The organism is Congregibacter variabilis, from assembly GCF_045689235.1.
Lineage (GTDB): Bacteria > Pseudomonadota > Gammaproteobacteria > Pseudomonadales > Halieaceae > Congregibacter > Congregibacter variabilis.
Genome location: NZ_CP136864.1, coordinates 1,445,786 through 1,466,285 on the forward strand (window position 1 = coordinate 1,445,786; position 20,500 = coordinate 1,466,285).

Consider the following 20,500-nt stretch of genomic DNA (forward strand, 5'->3'; position numbering starts at 1 on the left):
CGAATCAAGGACATAGATATGTTCCAGAACTACGTAATCACAGCTTGGCGTCAGATCATCGGTAACCCGCTGTTCTCGTTTATCAATATCTTCGGCTTGGCGATAGCACTGGCGAGCTGCCTCCTGATAATGCTCTTTGTGCGGGAAGAACTCTCTCACGACAAGCACCTGCCTAATGCCGACCGAATAGTCCGTCTACACTCGGCTTACAGACCCAAGGACGCGCCGCCGCTTCTAACCGTGCGATCCGCCGGCCGAATGATGAAGGCACTGAAGAGCTACGCGCCCGATCTGGTGGAGTCCGGGGTTAGGCTGCTAACGTTAGAGCCTACCGTCACTGTTGGCGACAAGGTGTTTAGCGAGTCAGTGGTATTCGCTGACCCCAGCTTCTTTGATGTATTCGCGCTCCCCTGGGTCTATGGCGACCCCTCAACGGCCTTTAACAGTCCAAGCGATCTGGTAATCACCTCCACAACTGCTATGAAGTACTTTGGCCGGATTGACGTGATTGGCGAGGTGATGACCCTCTGCTGCATGAATAACGAACCTATCGAGGTCAGCATTACCGGCGTTATTGAAGACCTTCCCCGCACATCACATCTCGACATCAACATGCTGGTACAGATGGAGGAGAGCATGTTCGATTTTGCGCCTAATCTCCTCGCGACATGGACCAGCGTCAACACCTATACCTATTTCAAACTGCAGCCTCAGGTTGAGGCCCATGAGCTTAAAGAGCGAATCTGGAGATGGCTGGATCTCGAGAGTCCGCTTCGCGACTACTTCGAGGAAGGCACGTCTCCGACTGATGTTTTTCAGCCCAACGTCATGCCTATCAGCGAGATTTATCTTAAGGCAGCAGACGATGCGGGGACCATGGGCGATATGCGAAGCCTTGGTAATCAACGCATGATCTACGCGTTTATTGGTATTACGCTCTTGGTCCTATTGCTTGCTGCAATCAACTTTATGAACCTCTCCACCGCTCGTGCATCTCAGCGGGCGCGGGAAGTTGCTTTGCGCAAAGTGTTAGGAGCCTCACGAAAGCAACTGGGATTTCAATTTCTGGGCGAAGCGGTCGCGGTAGCCTTCCTGGCAATGCTTCTAGCCATGGTGGCGGTGGAACTCTGCCTGCCACTCTACAATTCAGCTATCGGACGAACTCTTGAGTTTTCCCTCGCAGGCGAACTTCCACTAATGCTGGTGCTGCTGGCGACCACACTGGCTCTCGGTCTCATCTCCGGCAGCTATCCAGCTATCTACCTCTCGCGCTACATGCCTGCCCGAATTCTCCGCGCCAACCAATCGGCTGACCAACCAGGCTCCCGACTGGTGCGTAGTTTGCTGGTAGTTTTCCAGTTCTCTGTATCAATCGGTCTCGGCATATGCACTGCTGTGATCTTTGCCCAAACCCAATTTGCTCAGAACATGGACACGGGCTTTAGCGTCTCTAACAAGCTGGTGTTGCATCGCATAGGCACCTCGGGAGTGAGTGAACAACGGAAGACTCTCGCCACCCAGCTCGAGCGTATACCCGGCGTAAAAAGCGTTGTTTTTTCATCGGAGGTGCCTAGCCAGGACAATGAAAACAACACGGTATTCCAACTGATTGATGGGGCGGCCACCTCCTCCGCCGGAGAGGAATTGGTCCTGAATTACTACAGCGTCGGCAAAGACTTCTTTCAGGCATATGATATGACACTGCTCGCTGGACGGGAGTTCAATCGCGAAAGTCTGTCCGATGAAGTGGCAACCGCTAACGGGGAAGAGAGCGATAGCATCGCTGTCGCTAGTGCGGTAATCAATGAGTCAGCACTTCGGCGACTGGGCTTTAGTTCACCGCAGGAGGCGCTAGGCAAGGTGCTCCGCGCCGACTTATTTGGTGCGGGTACACATGACATAAGCATTATCGGAGTCGCCAGCGATGTGTACTTCCGCTCTTTAAAGTTCGGCATCCGCTCAAGCATCTTTATCAATCAACCCAATCGCTTTGCAGAGGCCACCATAAGCTACAGCGATAGTGCAAACAGCCATGATCTGCGCCAAGCCGTAGAGAAAGTATGGGGGGAAGTGGCGCCAATGACCCCCATCAGCTATGAGTTCCTCGAGGGTATGGTCAAATCGCAATACGATGATGAAAAACGACAGGCCAGCCTCCTAGCCGCCTTTGCTGTATTAGCAGGGGTAGTCGCTTCCCTGGGTCTCTACGGCCTGGCCTCGTTCACAGCGGAGCGGCGCACCAAGGAGATCGGTATACGCAAAGTACTCGGCGCCCGAGTTCGCGACATAGTGGGCTTGTTGGTCTGGCAGTTTTCACATCCGGTGCTCATCGCAAATTTGATTGCCTGGCCTATTGCCTGGGTTGTGGTCGCAGGCTGGCTTGAGGGTTTCGAATACCGTCTTGGAAACGGATACGTATTTTTGGCCTGCTGTGCCGCTGCCCTACTGTCGCTCATGATCGCATGGCTTACCGTGGCTGGTAGGGCTGTCAGGGTCGCTCGCGCCAATCCTATTGACGCTCTTAGATACGAATAAGACTCAAGAAGTACATGAGCGACGATGCACAGATCCCAGCTACCTGACCATGCGGCGTAGAATAAACTGCGCCGCGATCACTTCACCCAAACTTGTCCTCATGCAGCCGATTTTAAAGTCGCCGCGAATGCTCCAGAAGTCATCCGAAATTTTTAGTATGTGTTCGCTCATAATTCCTTAATCCGCTGCCGCTGCTGACTCTTTCACCGCCGTGGGACTTTGCGCTATCTTACTTTGGATGCGCACAGAATTGTCACCGGCGGGAATATTCGAATGACCCAAACATGGCCTGTTAGATTCGCCACGCTGACGGCCGCACTCCTTGGGCCGCTGATGCTGTTGATGGGCGGCGGTCACCTCTATGGAATTATCTCGGTCGCACTGGGGAATGACGCAGAGTTGGACTACCGCCTCGTATCGCTGATAACTACCGGTCTTTTGATGGCGCTACCGGGGCTTGTGAGTCTGACCTGTCTAAGGTGGTTGTGGCAGGGACGAATTTGGGCATACGCAACATGCATACTATCGGCATCAACTTTGATGGCCTACCTGACGCTACTGCTTTCTATCAAGGTTCGGGACAGCAGCAAAGTTGGCTCTGAGCTCAACATGGCTGCGATGGCTGTCGCTGTTTATCTCGCAGTGATGATCAGTGTCTGGTGCTATCTGGTTTTGCGGCAGCGGCATGCCTTGGCAACGCCAGCTGACCGCTGACAAGTCTTTAGGTAAAAATGATCTGCCCACCGGCAGCCATTTCGTAGAACTCTCCTACGGTAATAACGCCAGTCATCTGATCAACAAAATCATCCTCACTCAGATGAAACATATCGACAGATGCCTTACAGCCGTAAATCCCTGCACCAGAGTCACCGATCATCTCCAGAAACTCGGGAATCGGCGGTATGTCCAGCTTATCCATTTCCTTCATCATAAAATGAGTTACTAAAGCCGAGACGCCGGGCAAGCTGCCGAGCATGGTGGCCATGTGCAACCCGGGATTACCCACGGTAGCGACCTTAATGTTGTCGTGGCGCTTCTTGTGCACGGCATCAAGGCCAAAGAAGGTAAAGAACAGGTTCGCCTCAATACCCTCCATTCGCGCCCCGTTGGCCATAATCAAGCCGGGGTAAATACCTTCCAGCGATCCTTTAGAAATGACAATAGAGACTTTTTCAATAGCTTCAGACATGATCTTACCCCTGTTAAATGCAGCCTCGTGGTTTGGGAATACCACCGATCTTGGCGGCGAGTTTTGCGGGGCCCTTGGGAAACAGCTGGTAAAGCTCCTTGATAGCCACTCCCGACAACTTACCCAGGGAACGTATCGTGGGCGCAGTCCCCTCCTCAATGTAGCGATCGCGCATAAAATTCACGACCTGCATATGCCGATCCGTCAGCTCGTCGATTCCATGGCTTTGGGCAATGTGCAGCGCCACAGACTCATCCCACTGCTCGTGATCCGTCAGAAAGCCTTCGTCATTGACCTGAACTTCTTTTCCGTTGACCTGTAGTACTGGCACGATTCTTATCTCCTGATCAGGCCGCTTTGGCCGTGTCGTCGCTAGTGACCGGTTGTCTCTTGCCCTTCATGCTCATTTGGCTGGACACCATTGGTAGATCTCTTCCCCGTAAAAGCATGTTCCAGTAGATCCACTTGAACATGAGTTTTCCCCAGTGGTTGAGTCGGGTCTCTTTGAGTAGCTGCATGGGTCCGATTCCGGCCAGAGGAAAGGTCCCGGGAAGCGGCTCCACCTCGTAGTTAAAATCTATCAGCATGGCTTTATCGAACCCCGTCTCGATAAAGCAGTTGGTATGCCCATCAAAGCTCTCCTCCAGAGGCTTGCCATCGATAAAGCGCACGATGTTGTCAATGAGTGACTCAGACTGAAAATGCGCCACAGAACCGGCTTTGGACGTGGGCACGTTCGTGGCATCACCCAAGGCAAAGATATTTTCTTTGCACTCCGCCTGTAGCGTAGCCTTATGGGTTTTTACAAAATTAAGCTCATCGCCCAAGCCAGGTGAGGCTGCCACAAAACTGGCGCCTCCATGGAGGGGAATCGATATCAGAAGATCAAACTCTATCTCCCGCTCGTCCCAGGAGGTGAGCTTGCCCGCAGCACCGTCGACGCTGCCCGTGGCAAAATCAGTTACCAGGTGAATGCCCTTGTCGTCCAACACGGAGCCAAATTCCTTGGCGGCCACTGGACGGGTAAAACAATGATCTAAGGAGGTAACCAGCGTCAGCTCTATCTTTTCGCGAACGCCGCGCCGCCTGAAGAAGCTATCAGCCAGAAATATAAACTCTAGAGGCGCCACCGGGCACTTGATGGGCAGGTCCACAAAATTTACGACCAGCTTGCCCTCTTTGAAGTTGGCCATTTTTTCGGACAGCGCTGTGGCGCCCTCCATGGTGTAAAAATCGAAGACCTTGTCGCGCCAACCCTCGCCCAGCAGACCCTCAGTCTCTTCCGGTACCAACTGGGCTCCGGTGGCCACAATAAGAACGTCATAGTCCAGTGTTTGCCCATCACCCAGGTACACCTTGTCTTCTGATGCTTCAACACGCTGTATCTCGCTTTGCACATAATCAACATCATCGGGCAAATAGTGCTTGCGGGAACGCACGATATCTTTAGGTTGGTACATGCCAAAAGGAACAAACAGCAGGCCGGGCTGGTAGATATGATTATCGTTTTGATCGACCACAGTAACGCCCATGTCACCTTGGCGAATCTGCTTTTTGTAGGTTTTGCGTAAACGGTTGGCCATGATGGTCCCCGCTGTTCCCGCACCCAGAATGACTATTTTTTTCATGACGATATCCCTCAGGAACTTCGCGGCTCAATCAACCTTTGGCCAGTTACCAGACGCAGTCACCGAGCTGCCTTGGCATAGCTCAAGTCCGCACCTAGTCTTATGCCTCTGAGACTACCCAGTTCGCAGCGCTATACCGTTGATTTGCGTCAAGTGAGCAACAGAAAGCCAAACGTGTGTATCCCATAACACAACGCTGCTATAAGCAGAGTCCGTGGCGGCTAATTCCAGGCGTGTTAAAGCTGGCCAGTAACCTCGCGGTGGAGTTGCTCCACCGCCACCAGTTAGGCCGCGCTGATCTTTAAAGACGAGTTACTTGGTGCTATCGCAGTGGTGATGCAACCGTTACGTCGCACCCCCGAGTGACACTTTCGTCAAAGGGCGTGACTCAGTAAGCGCCATCGCTATAAGTCAGTTCATAGCTGTGGCTGTATATTTCAAGAATGTTTCCAAAAGGATCTTCCATGTAAATCATTCGATAAGGCTTTTCGCCCGGGTAGTAGTAGCGCGGCTTTTTCATGCGCTTCTTACCACCGGCTTCAACAATTCGCTCCGCCAATCCCTCTACATCGGGATCCTGAACACAGAAGTGAAAGACCCCTGTCTTCCAGTATTCGAAATTGTCTTCGGGATTAACCTGATTATTGAACTGAAAGATCTCCACGCCAATTTTATCGCCAGTCGATAGATGTGCGATTTGAAAGCTCCCCCAGCCTGCTCCGAATACGTCGGTACACATTTCTCCGATGGGGCTGTCGTCCTCGGTGATCTCCGTAGGAGCCATGATGAGATACCAACCCATCACCTGAGTGTAGAACTCAACGGCCTGCTTGAGATCCGGCACGGAAATACCGATGTGCGAGAAGTTTCTTGGATAAACGTTGTTGCTCATATCTTCTTTCCTTTGAAAGTCGAGCCAAGGTTACAGGCGTCCGTAAAGGACGTAAAATTCACGCCACTAAAACAACATGAAAACTCGGAACATCACGTCATGATTGATCTCCTGTCTCTTCTCAGTATCGCTTTAGTGTTCTTTGTGATGGCCGCCTCGCCTGGGCCTGCGACGGTATCGAACGCCGCCATTGCCATGAGTCAAGGCCGAGACGCCAGTCTCATGTACGGTGCGGGCCTGTCAGCGGGACTGCTGTTTTGGGGGATTGTGGCCGCAACGGGCTTAGGTGTGGCATTGCAAAGTTCGATCTACATTTTGACCGCTCTTAAGTTGTTTGGCGGCGGTTATCTCTTAGTTCTCGCCTACAGTGCCGGACGTGATGCCGTTTACCCTGAGACAGACACTCTGCAGTCAAACGAAAACGCTCCGTCGTATCTGGGATGGTTCTTTCGGGGACTCATATTAAATGTATCAAATCCGAAGTCCGTACTCGCCTGGATGGCCGCACTTACTGTAGGACTGCGCTCCGCTGATGGCACAGCATCCCTAGTGGCGGGAGTCAGCGTGTGCGTCACAGTGGGCTTTATAACGAATGCGATGTACTCTTTTTTATTTTCTCAAGCCGGCGTCATGGCTTGGTACAAAGAAACAACACGTCAAATTAATGCGGGTGCCGCCGCTGTATTCGCTTTGGGCGGTTTTGGACTGCTTCGCTCAGCATTTAACAAAGCGGCTTCCTAGTTGAGCACACTACCCGTCTACATAATCTTGGCGGCCACCCTTGCAGTCGCTGCCATGTTGATCAGTGATCGGCGAGCGCCGCAGCTGGAGTGGTTGTTTAAACCATTCGCATCCCTGTGTTTTGTCGCTCTGGCATTGCAGGCAGGCGCCCTTGGCTCCTTTTACGGCTTACTCCTACTGGGTGGCTTGGTTCTCTGTCTGTTTGGCGACATTTTGCTGATCCCATCTAGCGATAAAACCTTCATCGCAGGATTGGGCAGCTTTCTGCTGGGCCATTTACTGTACGCAGTGGCATTTCTCCAATTACCTTTTAACCAGTCGGCTGTGCTCTTAAGCCTCTTTCCTGTTGCGGCCTTGGGAATCCTAAGCCTACGTTGGCTATGGCCACACGTTCCATCAAACATGAAACTACCTGTACTGAGCTATGTCGTGGTTATCTGCGTCATGCTGCTAACCGCAAGCCTGTCTTGGGGGACAAGCCTCGGTGCATGGATAATTCTGGGAGCTTGGGGCTTCGCCATCTCTGACCTATCGGTTGCGCGAAACCAGTTCGTAAGCCCAGGATTCTCAAATCGCATTTGGGGAATACCCCTGTACTTCGGTTCACAGCTGACACTCGCTTGGAGTGCCAGCTTGATCTGAACCAGGGCCAGTCACACCGAATGACTCACATGCCGGGGTCACTATCTGCGACGGCTTGCAATCCGTCCTTTGTGAGCGTCTTGTTAAGCTTGGATAGATCACTGGCAACAAGCTTATCCAATGTATTCAGATGATCGTCTAGCTCGCCCTTGAGCAACTCATAAACATCAATCTGACCTTGCGTGGGCAGACCATCACCACTTTCTGCACTTTTTTGTAAATAAGCCAAACGGTTGTTGAGTCTGATGGGGAAATTCAGCGGATCCTGACCACTCACGTTTTTGACCTGATACAGGGCCTGCTCTACGCCGCTTAGCTTCTCTTTAAAACCGTCCGTAACGCGAAGCAGAGATCTTGATGCAGACACCCCGTCGTCATTCAGTTGATCATCAATCTGGCGTTTAAGGCTTCGAATACGAATCACCGCCCTGTTGGCGGCATCCACAGCGTCCCTGACCTTTACGGTAAATTCGAACTGCTCCTGAATGTGCGCATCAGGCACATCAAACCGTGGATCGGCCTTGAGCATGAAGGTCTTGGTCTGCGTATCGCCGTTCACCGTCATTTTGACGGTGTACTCTCCCGGCGGTGCAATGGGCCCGAGCTGCGGCCGCGCGGACCAGATAATCATGCCTTCAAAATCCGCGGCACCCGCGTACCGATTATTCCAGGACCATACGTTTAGCCCTTTGGCCGTGGTCGGCTCAAGGGGTAATGCCCCGTACCACTGTGCATAGGGGTCATCGATCTCCTCTGGGTCCGCCTCTGTGCCAGTCTTTTCAATGATGACTCGGCCCTGGCTATCGATAATAGAAATCTGAACTTCGCCGACTTCTTCAGACAAGTAGTACTGAATCGATGCTTCCGATACACGGCGCACGGCATACAAAGGGTCAAACAAATGAAAAGCCTTGCTCGCTATCTCTGAAGAGTATTCCCGCAATGGCGCTATGTCATCGAGGATGTAAATAGAACGCCCGTGTGTACCGGCCACCAGATCTTTGTCCGTCACCTGTAAGTCAGCGATCTGCGTGTCCGGCATATTGAGTTGCAGTGAATGCCAGTTCTCACCGTCATCAAAGGACGTATAAACGGCATGCTCCCCTCCGGCAAATAGCAGACCCGGTTTCACAAGATCTTCGCGGACAGTATGAATAAAGTCGTCGTCGCGGATACCCGATACGATCTTGATCCAGGACTTACCGTAGTTCGAGGTCTTCCAGATATACGGCTTGCGATCATCCATCTGGTAGCGCTTAACCGCGATGTACGCCGTGCCCGGCTTATGGCAGGACTCATCAATGATGCTGATGCGCGAATGCTTGGGCAGATCCGGAGGGGTAATGTTTTCCCAGGACTCACCGTGATTGCGGGTAATGTGCATCAGACCATCGTCAGACCCTGCCCAGAGCGTGTTCACATCATGCTGCGATGGCACCAGAGCAAACACCGTGGCGTAGATCTCCGGGCCATTCATATCGTTAGTAATGACGCCGCCGGTTTCGCCCATAGTTTTAGGGTCCGCGTAGGTCAGATCCGGGCTGATCTTTGACCAGCTTTGACCTTCGTCTTCGCTAACCCAAACGTGCTGCGAGCTTGTGTATAAACGCTTGGAATCCACCGGCGAGAACACAATGGGAAACGTCCACTGCCATCTCTCTGGCAGCGCACTGGCAGGCTCACCAGAGAAGAACCGCGGATACACCTGCACATCACGTAGGTAGCCCGTCGCACGATTGAACTTTGTCAAAAGAGCGCCCTGACTGCCGGCATAAAACCAATCCAGTTTTTCGGGGTGCTGGGCTATGTAACCGCTCTCACCGCCACCGGCCGGATAGTAGTACTCAGAGGAAGGCCCCCTCGCCTGCTTAAAATCCCAACCTTCGCTGGGAACACACAGCGTAGAGTTGTCCTGCTGGGCACCGCATACGTGGTAAGGAAAGTCCCTGGTAACCATGATGTGGTAAAGCTGTGAGGTGGGAAAGTTTTGGTCAGTCCAGGATTCACCACCGTTGATGGACACGTTGCCGCCGCCATCATTGGAGTTAGCCATGCGCAGGGGGTTGCTGGGATCAATCCAAAGATCGTGATTGTCACCGTGGGGAACCTTGATGGTTATATCAAAGGTTTCACCACCATCGGTCGATTTGTAAAACCCGGTGTTAAGCGCATATACAGTGTCTTCGTCTTTGGGATCAGCGTAGATTCGGCTGTAGTAAAACGCTCTCTGACGTAATTTCCGGTCGCTGTTGACCAAAGTCCAGGTATCGCCCGCATCGTCCGAGCGAAACACCCCGCCGTCTGCAGATTCAACCACCGCCCAGAGTCGATCCGAATTTACCGGCGACACAGTAATACCAATTTTGCCCACGGGCTTTTCGGCCATGCCTGGATTATTGGTAAGCTCAGCCCAGGTATCACCACCGTCAGTAGACTTCCAAAGACCGCTTTTTCCGCCACCGCCCCACATCTTCCAGGGTGTGCGATATACCTCCCAAATCGATGCATAGAGAGTGTCGGGATTTTTGCGATCAATAATGAGATCTGCCGCACCGGCTTTGTCACTGACGTAAAGAACCTTGTCCCAAGTTACGCCGCCATCTTGGCTACGAAAAACACCCCGTTCTTTATTACGACCGTAAGGATGTCCAAGGGCTGCCACGAACAGTACATCGGGATCAGTGGGATGTACGCGAATTCTGGCAATAGCCTGAGTGTCGCGAAGCCCAACGTTCTCCCAGGTCTCACCCGCATCAATGGATTTGTAGACACCATCGCCTTGCATGATATTGCCGCGCAGCTGGGTCTCGCCGGTACCGATGTAAACCACATCGGGATTAGTTTCGGCCACCGCAACAGCCCCCACCGAGGAGCTCGTGAGTTGCCCGTCTGTTACGGGCTTCCAGTTAAGACCGCCATCGGTAGTCTTCCAAAGGCCACCGCCGACCGCGCCAAAGTAGTATTCGTTTTTTCTACCGGGACTACCGGATATCCCCAGAGATCGCCCGCCACGATTAGGGCCGATATTTCGCCACTCCATCCCCTTAACAACGGACTGATCAAACTTGGCCTCCTGCGCAGCCGCCTTGTATGGAAGGAAGGCGGTAGCAACAACAAAGAGCAATAGCGGTAGTAGTTTTTTCATAGCGATGGCTTACTGACGTAGCAGAAAGCCCCACGCTATCACAGAGCAGTTGTAGCTCACAAAGCCAAGTGCTTTAACAAAAAAACCAGCGTCGATATTTAAGTCAACGAGCAATACTCGTATACACTTTGGGGCTCCTCTACAAACTGATGTGGAAAGCAGCTGATGACTCTATTGAACAAACTCTGGCCTCGCCCTTCTATCAAGACTACTTTGGCGCGCGCGACCCGCAGCATATGCGCAGCGGTATCCGCAGCGACACTACTTGCCATGCCAATATTGGCTCAGTCACAAGATTCACAGCACCTCGCCGAGCGCCCTTATCTTGTGCCTATGAGCTCATCGTTTGTACCGCAGGAGCGCGTCCTTACCCACCGCGAGCAGTCAAAGATGGTGCGCGGCTGGCTGGACACCCGTTTTAAAACTATCCTCCCACAGATCATGCGCCGTGAAGGCATCGACATGTGGGTCATCATCTCTCGGGAGTACAACGATGATCCTGTGTTTCGCTCACTAGCGCCTTTTGAGACCTACTCCTCTCGCCGCCGCACTATTTTGGTTTTTCACGACCGTGGCGAAGAGCTTGGTGTCGAGGCACTGTCAGTGGGGCGCTTCAACTATCAGAACCTCTACACCGTCGTGCCGACGCACAACGAAAAACAATTCGAAGGACTGCGAGCACTGGTCGAAGAACGCAATCCCCGCAAAATCGGCATCAACATGTCCGAGCGTTGGAACCATGCGGACGGCCTCACCGCCGTGCAGCGCGACGCGCTCTATGCCGCACTGGAGGGTTACACCGATCGTATCGTCAGTGCCGAGAAGCTTGTAGTGGGCTGGCTTGAGACACGTCTCCCAGAAGAAACCGATGCCTACCGACACATAATGCGCGTTGCCCATTCAGTGATTGGCCGGGCGTTTTCGAACGAAGTCATTGTGCCCGGTGTTACCACCGCCGATGACGTGCGTTGGTGGATGCGCCAGCAAGTTGCAGAATATGGGCTTGGTGGGTGGTTCCATCCCTCAGTGGGCATTCAGCGCAAAGGGGTCGAAGGGCGTTTTAGCGGTGATGCCATTATTCAGCGTGGTGACATGCTATGGACCGACTTTGGTATCCAATATCTGGGCTTTGCTACCGACACCCAGCACAACGCCTATGTTTTGCGCGCCGGCGAAGTGGAGCCCCCCGCAGGACTACAGGCAGGGCTTCGGGCATCCATGCGCCTACAGGACATTACCCGCGCCGAATCCCAAGTGGGACGCACGGGTAACGACGCCTTGGCTGCATCGCTGGCCAAAGCCAAAAAAGAAGGCCTGGATGCCACGGTCTACTGGCACTCCATTGGTTATCACGGCCATGCAGCCGGCGTTCCTCTGGGGATGACGGACTACCAGGGCGGCGTTCCCGTGCGAGGAGACATGACATTCAAGGCCAACACCTGGCACTCGGTAGAGCTTAATGTCGTTCACCCTGTGCCGGAGTGGGACAACCAAGCGGTGAAGTTTTCCATGGAAGAAGACGCGCTCCTTACAAAGGATGGCTGGGAATGGATTCTGGGGCGCCAGGAGTCCTTTTATCTGATTCGCTAAGAGACGTGGTTTTCACCAAATCTATCAAGTAACAATCAAGCAACTATTAGCAAAATAGCGGGAGCGCATCGAAGCATGGCAAATCTTAATCGCAGGCAGGTGCTGGCCGCACTTGCCGCCGGCGCAGCGGCGGTACCGGCCTTGGGGCTGCAAGCGGCTCAGCGTTCTTCGATGCCTGCCCCTCCTGCAGGACAAAATGCCGCAGCACTGGCAAAGAACGAGGACTTCTGGCGGGAGGTCGCGGGATATTACGATCGTACCGAAGGCATTGTGAATCTTGAGCACGGGTACTGGGGCAAGATGGCCAAACCCGTGCAGCAAGCCTATGTCGAGGCTACGCGTATGGTGAACGCGCAAAACTCATACTATGGACGTAAAGGCTACGCAGCCGATGCGAAGCGGGCGGTAAACGTCATCGCCGAAGCCTTAGGTGCCCATGAAGATGAGATAGTAGTCACGCGCAACGCCTCCGAAGCGATCCACAACCTTATTCGACAGTACCAGGGACTGAATAAGGGCGACGCGGTGCTTTATGCCGACGTGGATTACCCGCAGTTCAAAACCACCATGCATTGGCTGGAAGAATCGCGGGGAGTGCAGGCTCGAGTGATCAGCCTGCCTTCACGAGCCACGCAGAAGGATATTCTCGATCTTTATAGACAGGCCTTTGACGCCAACCCCAATCTCAAACTCATGCTGCTCACCCACGTGAGTAATCAGCATGGGCTGGTAATTCCTGTTGCGGCAATCACCGCCGAAGCGCGGCAACGGGGCATCGATGTGATTTGCGATAGTGCGCAGTCCTGGGGACTTTTGGACTACAAAATCGGCGACCTGGGGGTGGACTGGGCAGGATTTAATCTGCACAAATGGATCGGAAGCCCCGTGGGACTCGGCGTGTTGTACATGCGCAGAGGCACCCTGGAGAAAGTTGCGCCCTACCCAGGCGAAACCGACCCTGACAACAGCAAAGCAGCCACACGTATTCATACCGGAACGGCAAACTTCGCGTCCATCTTGGCAATTCCCGCCGCATTGGAGTTTCACCAGGCTATTGGCGCAGCCAATAAAGAAGCTCGACTGCGACACCTGCGCCGCTTATGGACCAACGAAGCGCAGGATATGCCTCACATCGAGGTTCTCGGTGGCGCCGATGAAGCCTCCTGGACAGGCATGGGAGCGTTTCGCCTAGCGGGTAAAAGCAGCCCAAGCGATGCCAAAGACCTGCAGCAACGCCTGGAGAATGAGTTCGGCATATTCACTGTGGTCCGTAAGGGATTAGCCAGTGGTCACTGCGTACGAATCACACCACAGGTGTTTAGCAGCTCACAAGAAATTGCGTCGCTCACGTCTGCCATGAGGCAGCTGCGCGCCTGAATTAAGCCTAAACACCGCCACAAACAAGTCATTAAATTGTGAGACTTTTGTGATAACTGGAACATAGGTGTTAGTAAACACTGGGCACTCCACACAACTCCGGAGATGCCCCGATGAAAAGAACCCTCGCCTCCCTTGCCCTTTTTGCCAGTGCGATAGCACCGGCAGGTGCCGCGCAATTTGACGTAGAAATCATCAATCTTACTCGAGGGAGTTACTTCACTCCCTTTCTGGTCGCTGCACACGCGGCGAATGCCAGTTTGTTTACCACCGGTGAGCCCGCCAGCGCCAGCATTCAGGCCATGGCTGAAGGTGGCGACATCGCCCCGCTTATTGCAGACGTCGAAGCCCTTAACGCAACGGTAGTTGCTAATCCCGCATCGGGCCTGCTCGCCCCCGGGCAACGAACCAGCGCCGCTCTCAACACTGACGATGCACCGGATAACACCCGACTTTCGATTGTCGCCATGATTCTTCCAAGCAACGATGGATTTATGGGCCTCAACGCAATAGAGATTCCCAGCGAGCCTGGACGCTACGTCTTTAGCGTCAATGCCTACGACTCGGGCACCGAGGCCAACGACGAAATCGTCGGCAGTGGCGCTCCCGGTGAACCGGGTTATCCCGCACCGCCGCCGGTACTGGCCGCCAGCGGAAGCGGAGGCACGGGGATCGCCGCAATGGCGGAGGGCTTTGTCCATATCCACCGCAACGTCTTGGGTGATGACAATCTCAGCGGAGGCAACAGCGACATTGATAACACAGTACATCGCTGGCTAAACCCGGTGGTTCGCGTCGTCATAACCGTCAACTAAGAGGAGGCCACGCCATGAAGCACTTAACAGTCCCACTCTTAGCCTGTGTCCTGGTCGCCTGCGGTGATAGCGGAACATCTACCGCACCGCCCCCGCCGACACCGGAACCAACGACACCCGCTAGCGCAAGCTTCGAGGTCACAGTAGTGAATCTAAGCAACGCTCAGCCTCTGTCTCCCATTGCGGTGCTTGCCCATGGTGCAGACCAGCGCTTGTTCACCGTAGGGCAAGCGGCATCACAAGGTCTGGAAATGCTCGCAGAGTCCGGTGACAACAGCGAACTGCTTGCCGAGATCGACGCGCGCGCAACAATCAGCGGTGAAGCTCCTCTGGGGCCTGGCGCCACCACCACACTTACCTTGGAGCTCGATAGCGATGACACCAACGCAACTCTGCTTTCGCTAGCAAGTATGCTGGTGAATACCAACGATGCCATCACCGCGCTTAACGGTATTGACGTTTCTGGCTTAGCCGTTGGTGACACACTCGCTTTTAGTACCGTGGCCTACGACTCAGGTACGGAGGCGAACGATGAAGCCGCGGGCACGATTCCCGGCCCTGCAGACGGCGGCGAAGGCTTCAATGCCGATCGCAACGATGTGGCGGATCAGGTAACAATGCATGGCGGGGTAGTTACCGTCGATGACGGCTTAAACACGTCGGTTCTTAACCAGACCCATCGTTTTGACAACCCCGTCGCACGGGTAATGATTCGGCGCACTCAATAGCATGCAAAATAATCCGGGAACTCGTGCGGATGCAGCTCCTCTAAAGGTTTTGTTTCGTCGAGAACCCGGACCGCAGATGTCAGAATCTAATAGCAACGCCGCATCGCCACGTATTCTTTTAGTAGAAGACGATGCGGACATTGCGCGGCTGGTGAGCCTGCACCTTGAAGATCTTAATATACAGTTTCATCACAGCTCTCGAGGCGATGACGCACTGAAGCTTGCATGCTCCGAGAACTGGGATCTACTGATTCTTGATCTGCGCCTGCCCGGGCTGAGCGGCCTAGAGCTGTGTCGGCAGCTACGTGAGCAAGGTAATCAAACGCCAATTCTCATGCTCACCGCAAAATCTACCGAGCTCGACCGTGTACTGGGACTCGAACTCGGTGCTGATGACTATCTCACCAAACCCTTCAGCCCTTTGGAACTCACGGCACGGGTCAAAGCCCTGCTACGACGCGCGGCAATGAGCCAACAGCAAGGACATCAGCAAGAAAGCGCGCCCGACGACTCTATTAGTCTCGGCCCATTTACCATCTGCAATCGAAGCCACAGCGTTAGCTTGCACAACAACAAGATTGAGCTTACTTCACGAGAATTTGATCTTCTTCTACATTTTGCCCGACAACCCGGCCGCGTGTTTCGCCGCTCAGAGCTGTTGGACGAGGTCTGGGGCTATGGCCACGACGGTTATGAACATACGGTAAACACCCATATCAATCGCCTTAGAGGCAAGATAGAAGTTGACCCCGGTTCGCCACAGTACGTAATCACGGTCTGGGGTGTGGGCTACCGTTTTCAGGTGAGCCATTGATTATGTTTAGACGACTGTATGTTCGCTTGGCGCTTGCCACCGGTCTATTGTTTATTGTTGTCGGCAGCGTACTGATTACCATCAGCACCAGAACCAGTGAACTCTACGCACTGGAGACCACCCAACGGGTTAACCAAAACATCGCACTGCACGCAGCGGAGGATATGCCGTTGCTAGGTCCTAATGGGGTGAACGAAGCCGCGCTTAAGGAGTTGGCCCACCACGTAATGTTTATCAACCCGATCGTAGAGGTCTATCTCCTCGATACCAGCGGTCAGGTCTTATCCCATGCGCTCCCCGAGGGCACAGTGCTACGCAATCGTGTGGATATGCAGCCGCTTCGCGATTTTATAAATGACCCCAGTAAGCTACCCATTTTTGGCGACGACCCGCGTAGCAAAACAGCAAAGAAAACTTTCTCGGTGTCACCGGTGCTGGATGTCTCCGGGGAACCCGCAGCATACTTGTACACCGTACTTAACGGCAGCGACTACGAGGGAATTCAGCAGTCCCTCGCGGGTAGTTACAATTTAAAGACCGGCGTCATCACCATCATAGCTGCACTAGTTTGCGCCACCATCGGCGGCTTCGTTTTGTTTTTCTTTCTCACCCGACGCCTGCAGCGACTGGGCCGTTCCGTTCGTGAGTATCGAGAAGGGAGCTACCAGGGGACCATAAATCTCGACACGCGGCATCTACCGCAGGATGAGATCGACGTACTTGGCTCCGCAATCAGTGAAATGAGCGAGCGCATCGAGCAACAGTTCAATGCGCAGCGCGAGATTGACCTAAACCGTCGAGAACTCATTGCCAACGTTTCCCATGACCTTCGCACGCCGGTAAGTTCGGTTCAGGGCTATCTGGAAACTGTTTTGCTCAAAGAGCTCGATCCAGACATTCAAAAAGACTACATACGAACTGCCCACAAGCACTGCATAAGACTCAATGAGCTAATTGGTGAACTTTTTGAACTGTCTACACTTGAATCTGGCAATGTCGAGCCAGACTGGGAGAACTTCCCGGTGATGGAGCTCATCCAGGACATCATCCACGATCACGAAATAGCGGCACAAGAGAAGGACATTAGCCTCAGCGCCGAGAGTTCTAAGCAAGGTATTCGCGTATGCGCAGACATTGCCATGATCCACCGCGTGCTGGATAACCTCATACAAAATGCGCTCAAGCACACCCCCAAAGGCGGCTCGATCACCGTGCGGGTGAGTCACGACGAAAGCCAGGTTCGCGTAGAAGTTGCCGACACTGGCGAAGGAATTCTGGCAAAAGACATACCGCATATTTTTGAGCGCTTTTACAAACCAAACACGGAGTCTCCCACCCTGGGCAACGGCTTGGGACTAGCGATCGTCAAACGCATAGTGGAGTTGCACCGATCACAGATCGCTGTGCGTAGCGAGAGCAACCACGGAGCGCAATTTAGCTTCTGGCTTCCGCAGCCCGGCTAAGGAACCGTTCCAAGCCAATCATGTCTGGTAAATCCTATGCAAACTTCGGTTCGGTACTCAAAGGCATTCTGCTCCTGTCTCTACTGGCGCTCTTGGGGGGATGTGCGTCTATAGAGCGACTCGCGATCCCCAACAGCGATCTGATTTCGACCAGTTTCACGCAAAGCGGAACTCAAGACCCCCTGTCTCATGAACACTGGAACAGATTTCTGGGGCTTTACGCACAAACAGACCCAGACGGGGTCGTGCGAGTCAACTATGGCTCCGTGTCAGATACGGACCACAAAAATCTTAAAGGCTATATCGCAAACCTAAGCGCCGTTGACACAACAGTGCTGTCAAAAAACGCACAGTTAGCCTACTGGGCGAATCTCTACAATGCGGCGACCGTCGACGTTATCCTTGATCACTACCCTGTAGAGAGTATTCGAGATATTCGAGATAGTCCGTTTGACCTGGGGCCCTGGGAAAACAAACGCCTAAGCCTCCGGGGCCGCCCCATGAGCTTGCATGATATTGAGCATGGCGTCGTCCGGGCGGTGTGGCGAGACACGCCAGAGATTCACTACATCCTGAACTGCGCCTCTACCGGCTGCCCCAACTTACCGCAAACTGCCTATAGCGCCGATACCGTTGAAGATGCCATGCGTAATGCAGCAGCAGCGTATGTTAACGACCCCGTGCGTGGTGTAAATGTAAGTCCTAGAGGTCGCCTGAAAGTCTCGAAGATCTACGCATGGTACCGAGATGATTTTGGTAGCTCAGACGAAGCCCTCCTTGATCACTTACGCCGCTACGCCGAGCCCGACTTGCGCGCACAGCTAGAGCTGGCCCGGTCAATTGGCAGCTACTTTTATGACTGGTCTCTTAACGATGCTTCTATTAAAGAATCGATTCATTAAGGACTATAGCCTTTTTTACGCTGGACAGACGCTCAGTGCAGTAAAGGCTTGGGATGCTTCCCTCCTTGACCTGCATGAGCAAACAGCGGTGTAATCAAGCCTTAGGGTTGACAACTAACTGAAAAGCAGTAAACGCGGGCCACTACCCAACAGACTTTGACGTGAAAATTCGCAGAAAAATCATAGCGCTCTTTTGTGCAAGCATGCTTGCACTGCAGTCTATTGTCTCTTTGGCGTCGCCCTGTGAGATGTCCGCTAGCGAACATAGCACCATGTCGTCTATGCAGGCGATGCCAGTAGCAAAGATGAGCGCGACCGATACGTCCACGATCGATAGCAACGTTCATCACGCGCATCACACAGAAACAGTTGATACTCCCTCGCGCACTTGCTGTGATGGGGGCTACTGCTCTCAAAACGGCTGTATGTCGCTCAGCGCCCTAAGCTCTGTCGCCTTTACAGCGACTGCCGAAGCAACAGCGCCCTACAAAACCATGGCTGCTACAGCCGCTCCGCATTGGCCCCCCTCCTCGCTTTACCGCCCACCCTCGATATAGTTTTCGCGGGATAGCTGCGCCTGAAATTTGGCGACTAGCCGCTCTTGAATCCTGACATCGGTCAGGCATCAGACACCTTGCATCAGAACAACCCTCTTGTTTGGGTTTTACGATGCATCCGGCAACACAACGGCGGAAATGAACGTGAAAACAATACAACTCTTGTACAGAGGCTTCTGTCCACTACTGGCCCTTTTTGTGGCCCAAACGGTCTTTGGAGAACCTGCACAGCTTAGTCTTAAAGACGCTGTAGCGCGGGCCCAGCAGCAGGATCCCTGGATACAGGGAAGCCTGTATCGCCAGCAGGCATTGGAGGCGCAAAGCACATCGGCATCTGCACTACCAGATCCCATGGTGACCGCGGGTTTTGCCAATTTGCCCACCAACACCTTTAACTTTGATCAAGAGCCTATGACCCAGTTCCGAGTTGGCGTCAGTCAGGCGCTCCCGCGAGGCGACAGTCGGGCGCTGCAACAGCAGAAACTATCCTTAATGGGCGATCAGCACCCCTACCAGCGTGCGGATCGACGAGCGCAAGTCGAGGCTGAGGTATCCGGACTATGGCTCGATGCCTGGCTTGCGTCTCAGACCATGCAGCTGATTGAACAAGACACAGACCTGTTTATACAACTCGTGGACATCGCTGAGTCGAGCTACGTAAACTCCATAAAGGGCGCCCGCCAACAGGATTTGGTGCATGCGCAGCTGGAGCTCACTCGGCTTGAGGATCGGCTCGTCTCGCTGCGGGAGCAACAGGACGTCGCTGTGTCACAGCTCAGTGAATGGCTGCAAAGCTCTGATGGCTCAGACTTTGGGAGCGTGAACTACACGCTGCCGCAGGAGCTCCCGCAGGTCACTCCCATGGCGCCACAGCTGTTCGAAGCTGAACAAGCGCCCACGCCGCAGTCGCTAGCGATGATTCTGCGGGAGCATCCGGCACTAAAAAGCGTGGACCAAAGACTCGCAGCCTCAAGTACCTCCATAAAACTGGCGCAGCAGAACTACCGACCCGAGTGGCGACTTAACGCAAGCTATGGCTACCGAGACGACGACCCTGTGGGCCAGCCACGCGCTGACTTTTTCTCCTTTGGTGTGTCATTCGATCTACCGCTGTTCACGTCGAACCGTCAGGACCAACAGGTAATCTCTGCCACAGCCAACACCGAATCCCTACGCACAGACCGGGCACTTCTGCTACGTAAGATGGTTTCACAGATGACCACCCTGCACGCGCGGCTGCAGCGTTTAAACGAGCGCCAGGCGCTTTACCAGACGCGGCTGCTGCTCGACATGAGTGCGCAGGTAGACGCCACTATGGACGCCTACACGAATGACGACGGCGACTTTACTGAAGTGGTGCGGGCCAGAATCGATGAGCTCAACACACAAATCGATGCTTTGAACATCGCCGTCAATCGGCAAAAAACCATTGCGCAGCTCAACTACTTCTTCGCGTCCAGCAACTATTTGGAGGGCCAGTGA

The 20,500-nt window shown here is 53.7% G+C and carries 17 protein-coding genes; 12 read left to right on the top strand and 5 right to left on the bottom strand.

Features of this window, described 5'->3' with window-relative positions:
* Window positions 1-18: 18 nt before the first annotated feature.
* Both R0135_RS06355 and R0135_RS06360 read left to right on the top strand, forming a co-directional pair.
* Complete coding sequence (locus R0135_RS06355; protein WP_407349413.1) at window positions 19-2,535, top strand: ABC transporter permease; 2,517 nt, start codon at window positions 19-21, stop codon at window positions 2,533-2,535.
* 273 nt (window positions 2,536-2,808) lie between these two features.
* Window positions 2,809-3,249 carry a hypothetical protein gene (locus R0135_RS06360; protein ID WP_407349414.1) on the top strand — a complete coding sequence of 147 codons (441 nt, stop codon included), beginning with the start codon at window positions 2,809-2,811 and terminating at the stop codon, window positions 3,247-3,249.
* Between the two features lie 7 nt (window positions 3,250-3,256).
* Here the strand turns inward: R0135_RS06360 and R0135_RS06365 are convergent, their stop codons facing one another.
* The 4 genes from R0135_RS06365 to R0135_RS06380 all read right to left on the bottom strand — a co-directional run bounded on the left by R0135_RS06365 (window position 3,257) and on the right by R0135_RS06380 (window position 6,244).
* Entirely contained in the window at window positions 3,257-3,724 is a 468-nt protein-coding gene (locus tag R0135_RS06365; RefSeq protein WP_407349415.1) for a DsrE/DsrF/DrsH-like family protein, read from the bottom strand.
* A 13-nt stretch (window positions 3,725-3,737) separates the two neighbouring features.
* The gene (locus tag R0135_RS06370) at window positions 3,738-4,055 is read right to left on the bottom strand and encodes a TusE/DsrC/DsvC family sulfur relay protein (protein WP_407349416.1); all 318 of its coding nucleotides are present in this window, start codon (window positions 4,053-4,055) and stop codon (window positions 3,738-3,740) included.
* Between the two features lie 16 nt (window positions 4,056-4,071).
* On the bottom strand, window positions 4,072-5,352 hold the full coding sequence (locus R0135_RS06375; RefSeq protein ID WP_407349417.1) for an NAD(P)/FAD-dependent oxidoreductase: 1,281 nt from the start codon (window positions 5,350-5,352) through the stop codon (window positions 4,072-4,074).
* A gap of 388 nt (window positions 5,353-5,740) precedes the next feature.
* A complete protein-coding gene (locus tag R0135_RS06380) occupies window positions 5,741-6,244 on the bottom strand; it encodes a lactoylglutathione lyase family protein (RefSeq protein WP_407349418.1) in 504 nt (167 codons plus the stop codon).
* 99 nt (window positions 6,245-6,343) lie between these two features.
* On the opposite strand from R0135_RS06380, the gene R0135_RS06385 reads away from it, so the two are divergent.
* Together R0135_RS06385 and R0135_RS06390 are read left to right on the top strand one after the other, a co-directional pair.
* Window positions 6,344-6,985 carry a LysE family translocator gene (locus R0135_RS06385; protein WP_407349419.1) on the top strand — a complete coding sequence of 214 codons (642 nt, stop codon included), beginning with the start codon at window positions 6,344-6,346 and terminating at the stop codon, window positions 6,983-6,985.
* Complete coding sequence (locus tag R0135_RS06390; protein WP_407349420.1) at window positions 6,986-7,627, top strand: lysoplasmalogenase; 642 nt, start codon at window positions 6,986-6,988, stop codon at window positions 7,625-7,627.
* Between the two features lie 25 nt (window positions 7,628-7,652).
* Here the strand turns inward: R0135_RS06390 and R0135_RS06395 are convergent, their stop codons facing one another.
* Window positions 7,653-10,772 carry a WD40/YVTN/BNR-like repeat-containing protein gene (locus R0135_RS06395; protein ID WP_407349421.1) on the bottom strand — a complete coding sequence of 1,040 codons (3,120 nt, stop codon included), beginning with the start codon at window positions 10,770-10,772 and terminating at the stop codon, window positions 7,653-7,655.
* A 165-nt stretch (window positions 10,773-10,937) separates the two neighbouring features.
* Here R0135_RS06395 and R0135_RS06400 point away from each other — a divergent pair, with 165 nt between their 5' ends.
* The 8 genes from R0135_RS06400 to R0135_RS06435 all read left to right on the top strand — a co-directional run bounded on the left by R0135_RS06400 (window position 10,938) and on the right by R0135_RS06435 (window position 20,500).
* The gene (locus R0135_RS06400) at window positions 10,938-12,362 is read left to right on the top strand and encodes a M24 family metallopeptidase (protein WP_407349422.1); all 1,425 of its coding nucleotides are present in this window, start codon (window positions 10,938-10,940) and stop codon (window positions 12,360-12,362) included.
* A 75-nt stretch (window positions 12,363-12,437) separates the two neighbouring features.
* Window positions 12,438-13,739 (top strand): aminotransferase class V-fold PLP-dependent enzyme, encoded by a 1,302-nt coding sequence (locus tag R0135_RS06405; protein ID WP_407349423.1) that lies wholly within the window; start codon window positions 12,438-12,440, stop codon window positions 13,737-13,739.
* Window positions 13,740-13,852: 113 nt separating this feature from the next.
* Window positions 13,853-14,554 carry a spondin domain-containing protein gene (locus R0135_RS06410; protein ID WP_407349424.1) on the top strand — a complete coding sequence of 234 codons (702 nt, stop codon included), beginning with the start codon at window positions 13,853-13,855 and terminating at the stop codon, window positions 14,552-14,554.
* Between the two features lie 14 nt (window positions 14,555-14,568).
* On the top strand, window positions 14,569-15,282 hold the full coding sequence (locus R0135_RS06415) for a spondin domain-containing protein (RefSeq protein WP_407349425.1): 714 nt from the start codon (window positions 14,569-14,571) through the stop codon (window positions 15,280-15,282).
* A gap of 76 nt (window positions 15,283-15,358) precedes the next feature.
* Entirely contained in the window at window positions 15,359-16,096 is a 738-nt protein-coding gene (locus tag R0135_RS06420; RefSeq protein ID WP_407349426.1) for a response regulator, read from the top strand.
* 2 nt (window positions 16,097-16,098) lie between these two features.
* On the top strand, window positions 16,099-17,559 hold the full coding sequence (locus tag R0135_RS06425) for a sensor histidine kinase (RefSeq protein WP_407349427.1): 1,461 nt from the start codon (window positions 16,099-16,101) through the stop codon (window positions 17,557-17,559).
* Between the two features lie 20 nt (window positions 17,560-17,579).
* The gene (locus tag R0135_RS06430; protein WP_407349428.1) at window positions 17,580-18,461 is read left to right on the top strand and encodes a DUF547 domain-containing protein; all 882 of its coding nucleotides are present in this window, start codon (window positions 17,580-17,582) and stop codon (window positions 18,459-18,461) included.
* 701 nt (window positions 18,462-19,162) lie between these two features.
* Window positions 19,163-20,500, top strand: coding sequence for a TolC family protein (locus R0135_RS06435; RefSeq protein WP_407349429.1), 1,338 nt, complete (start codon window positions 19,163-19,165; stop codon window positions 20,498-20,500).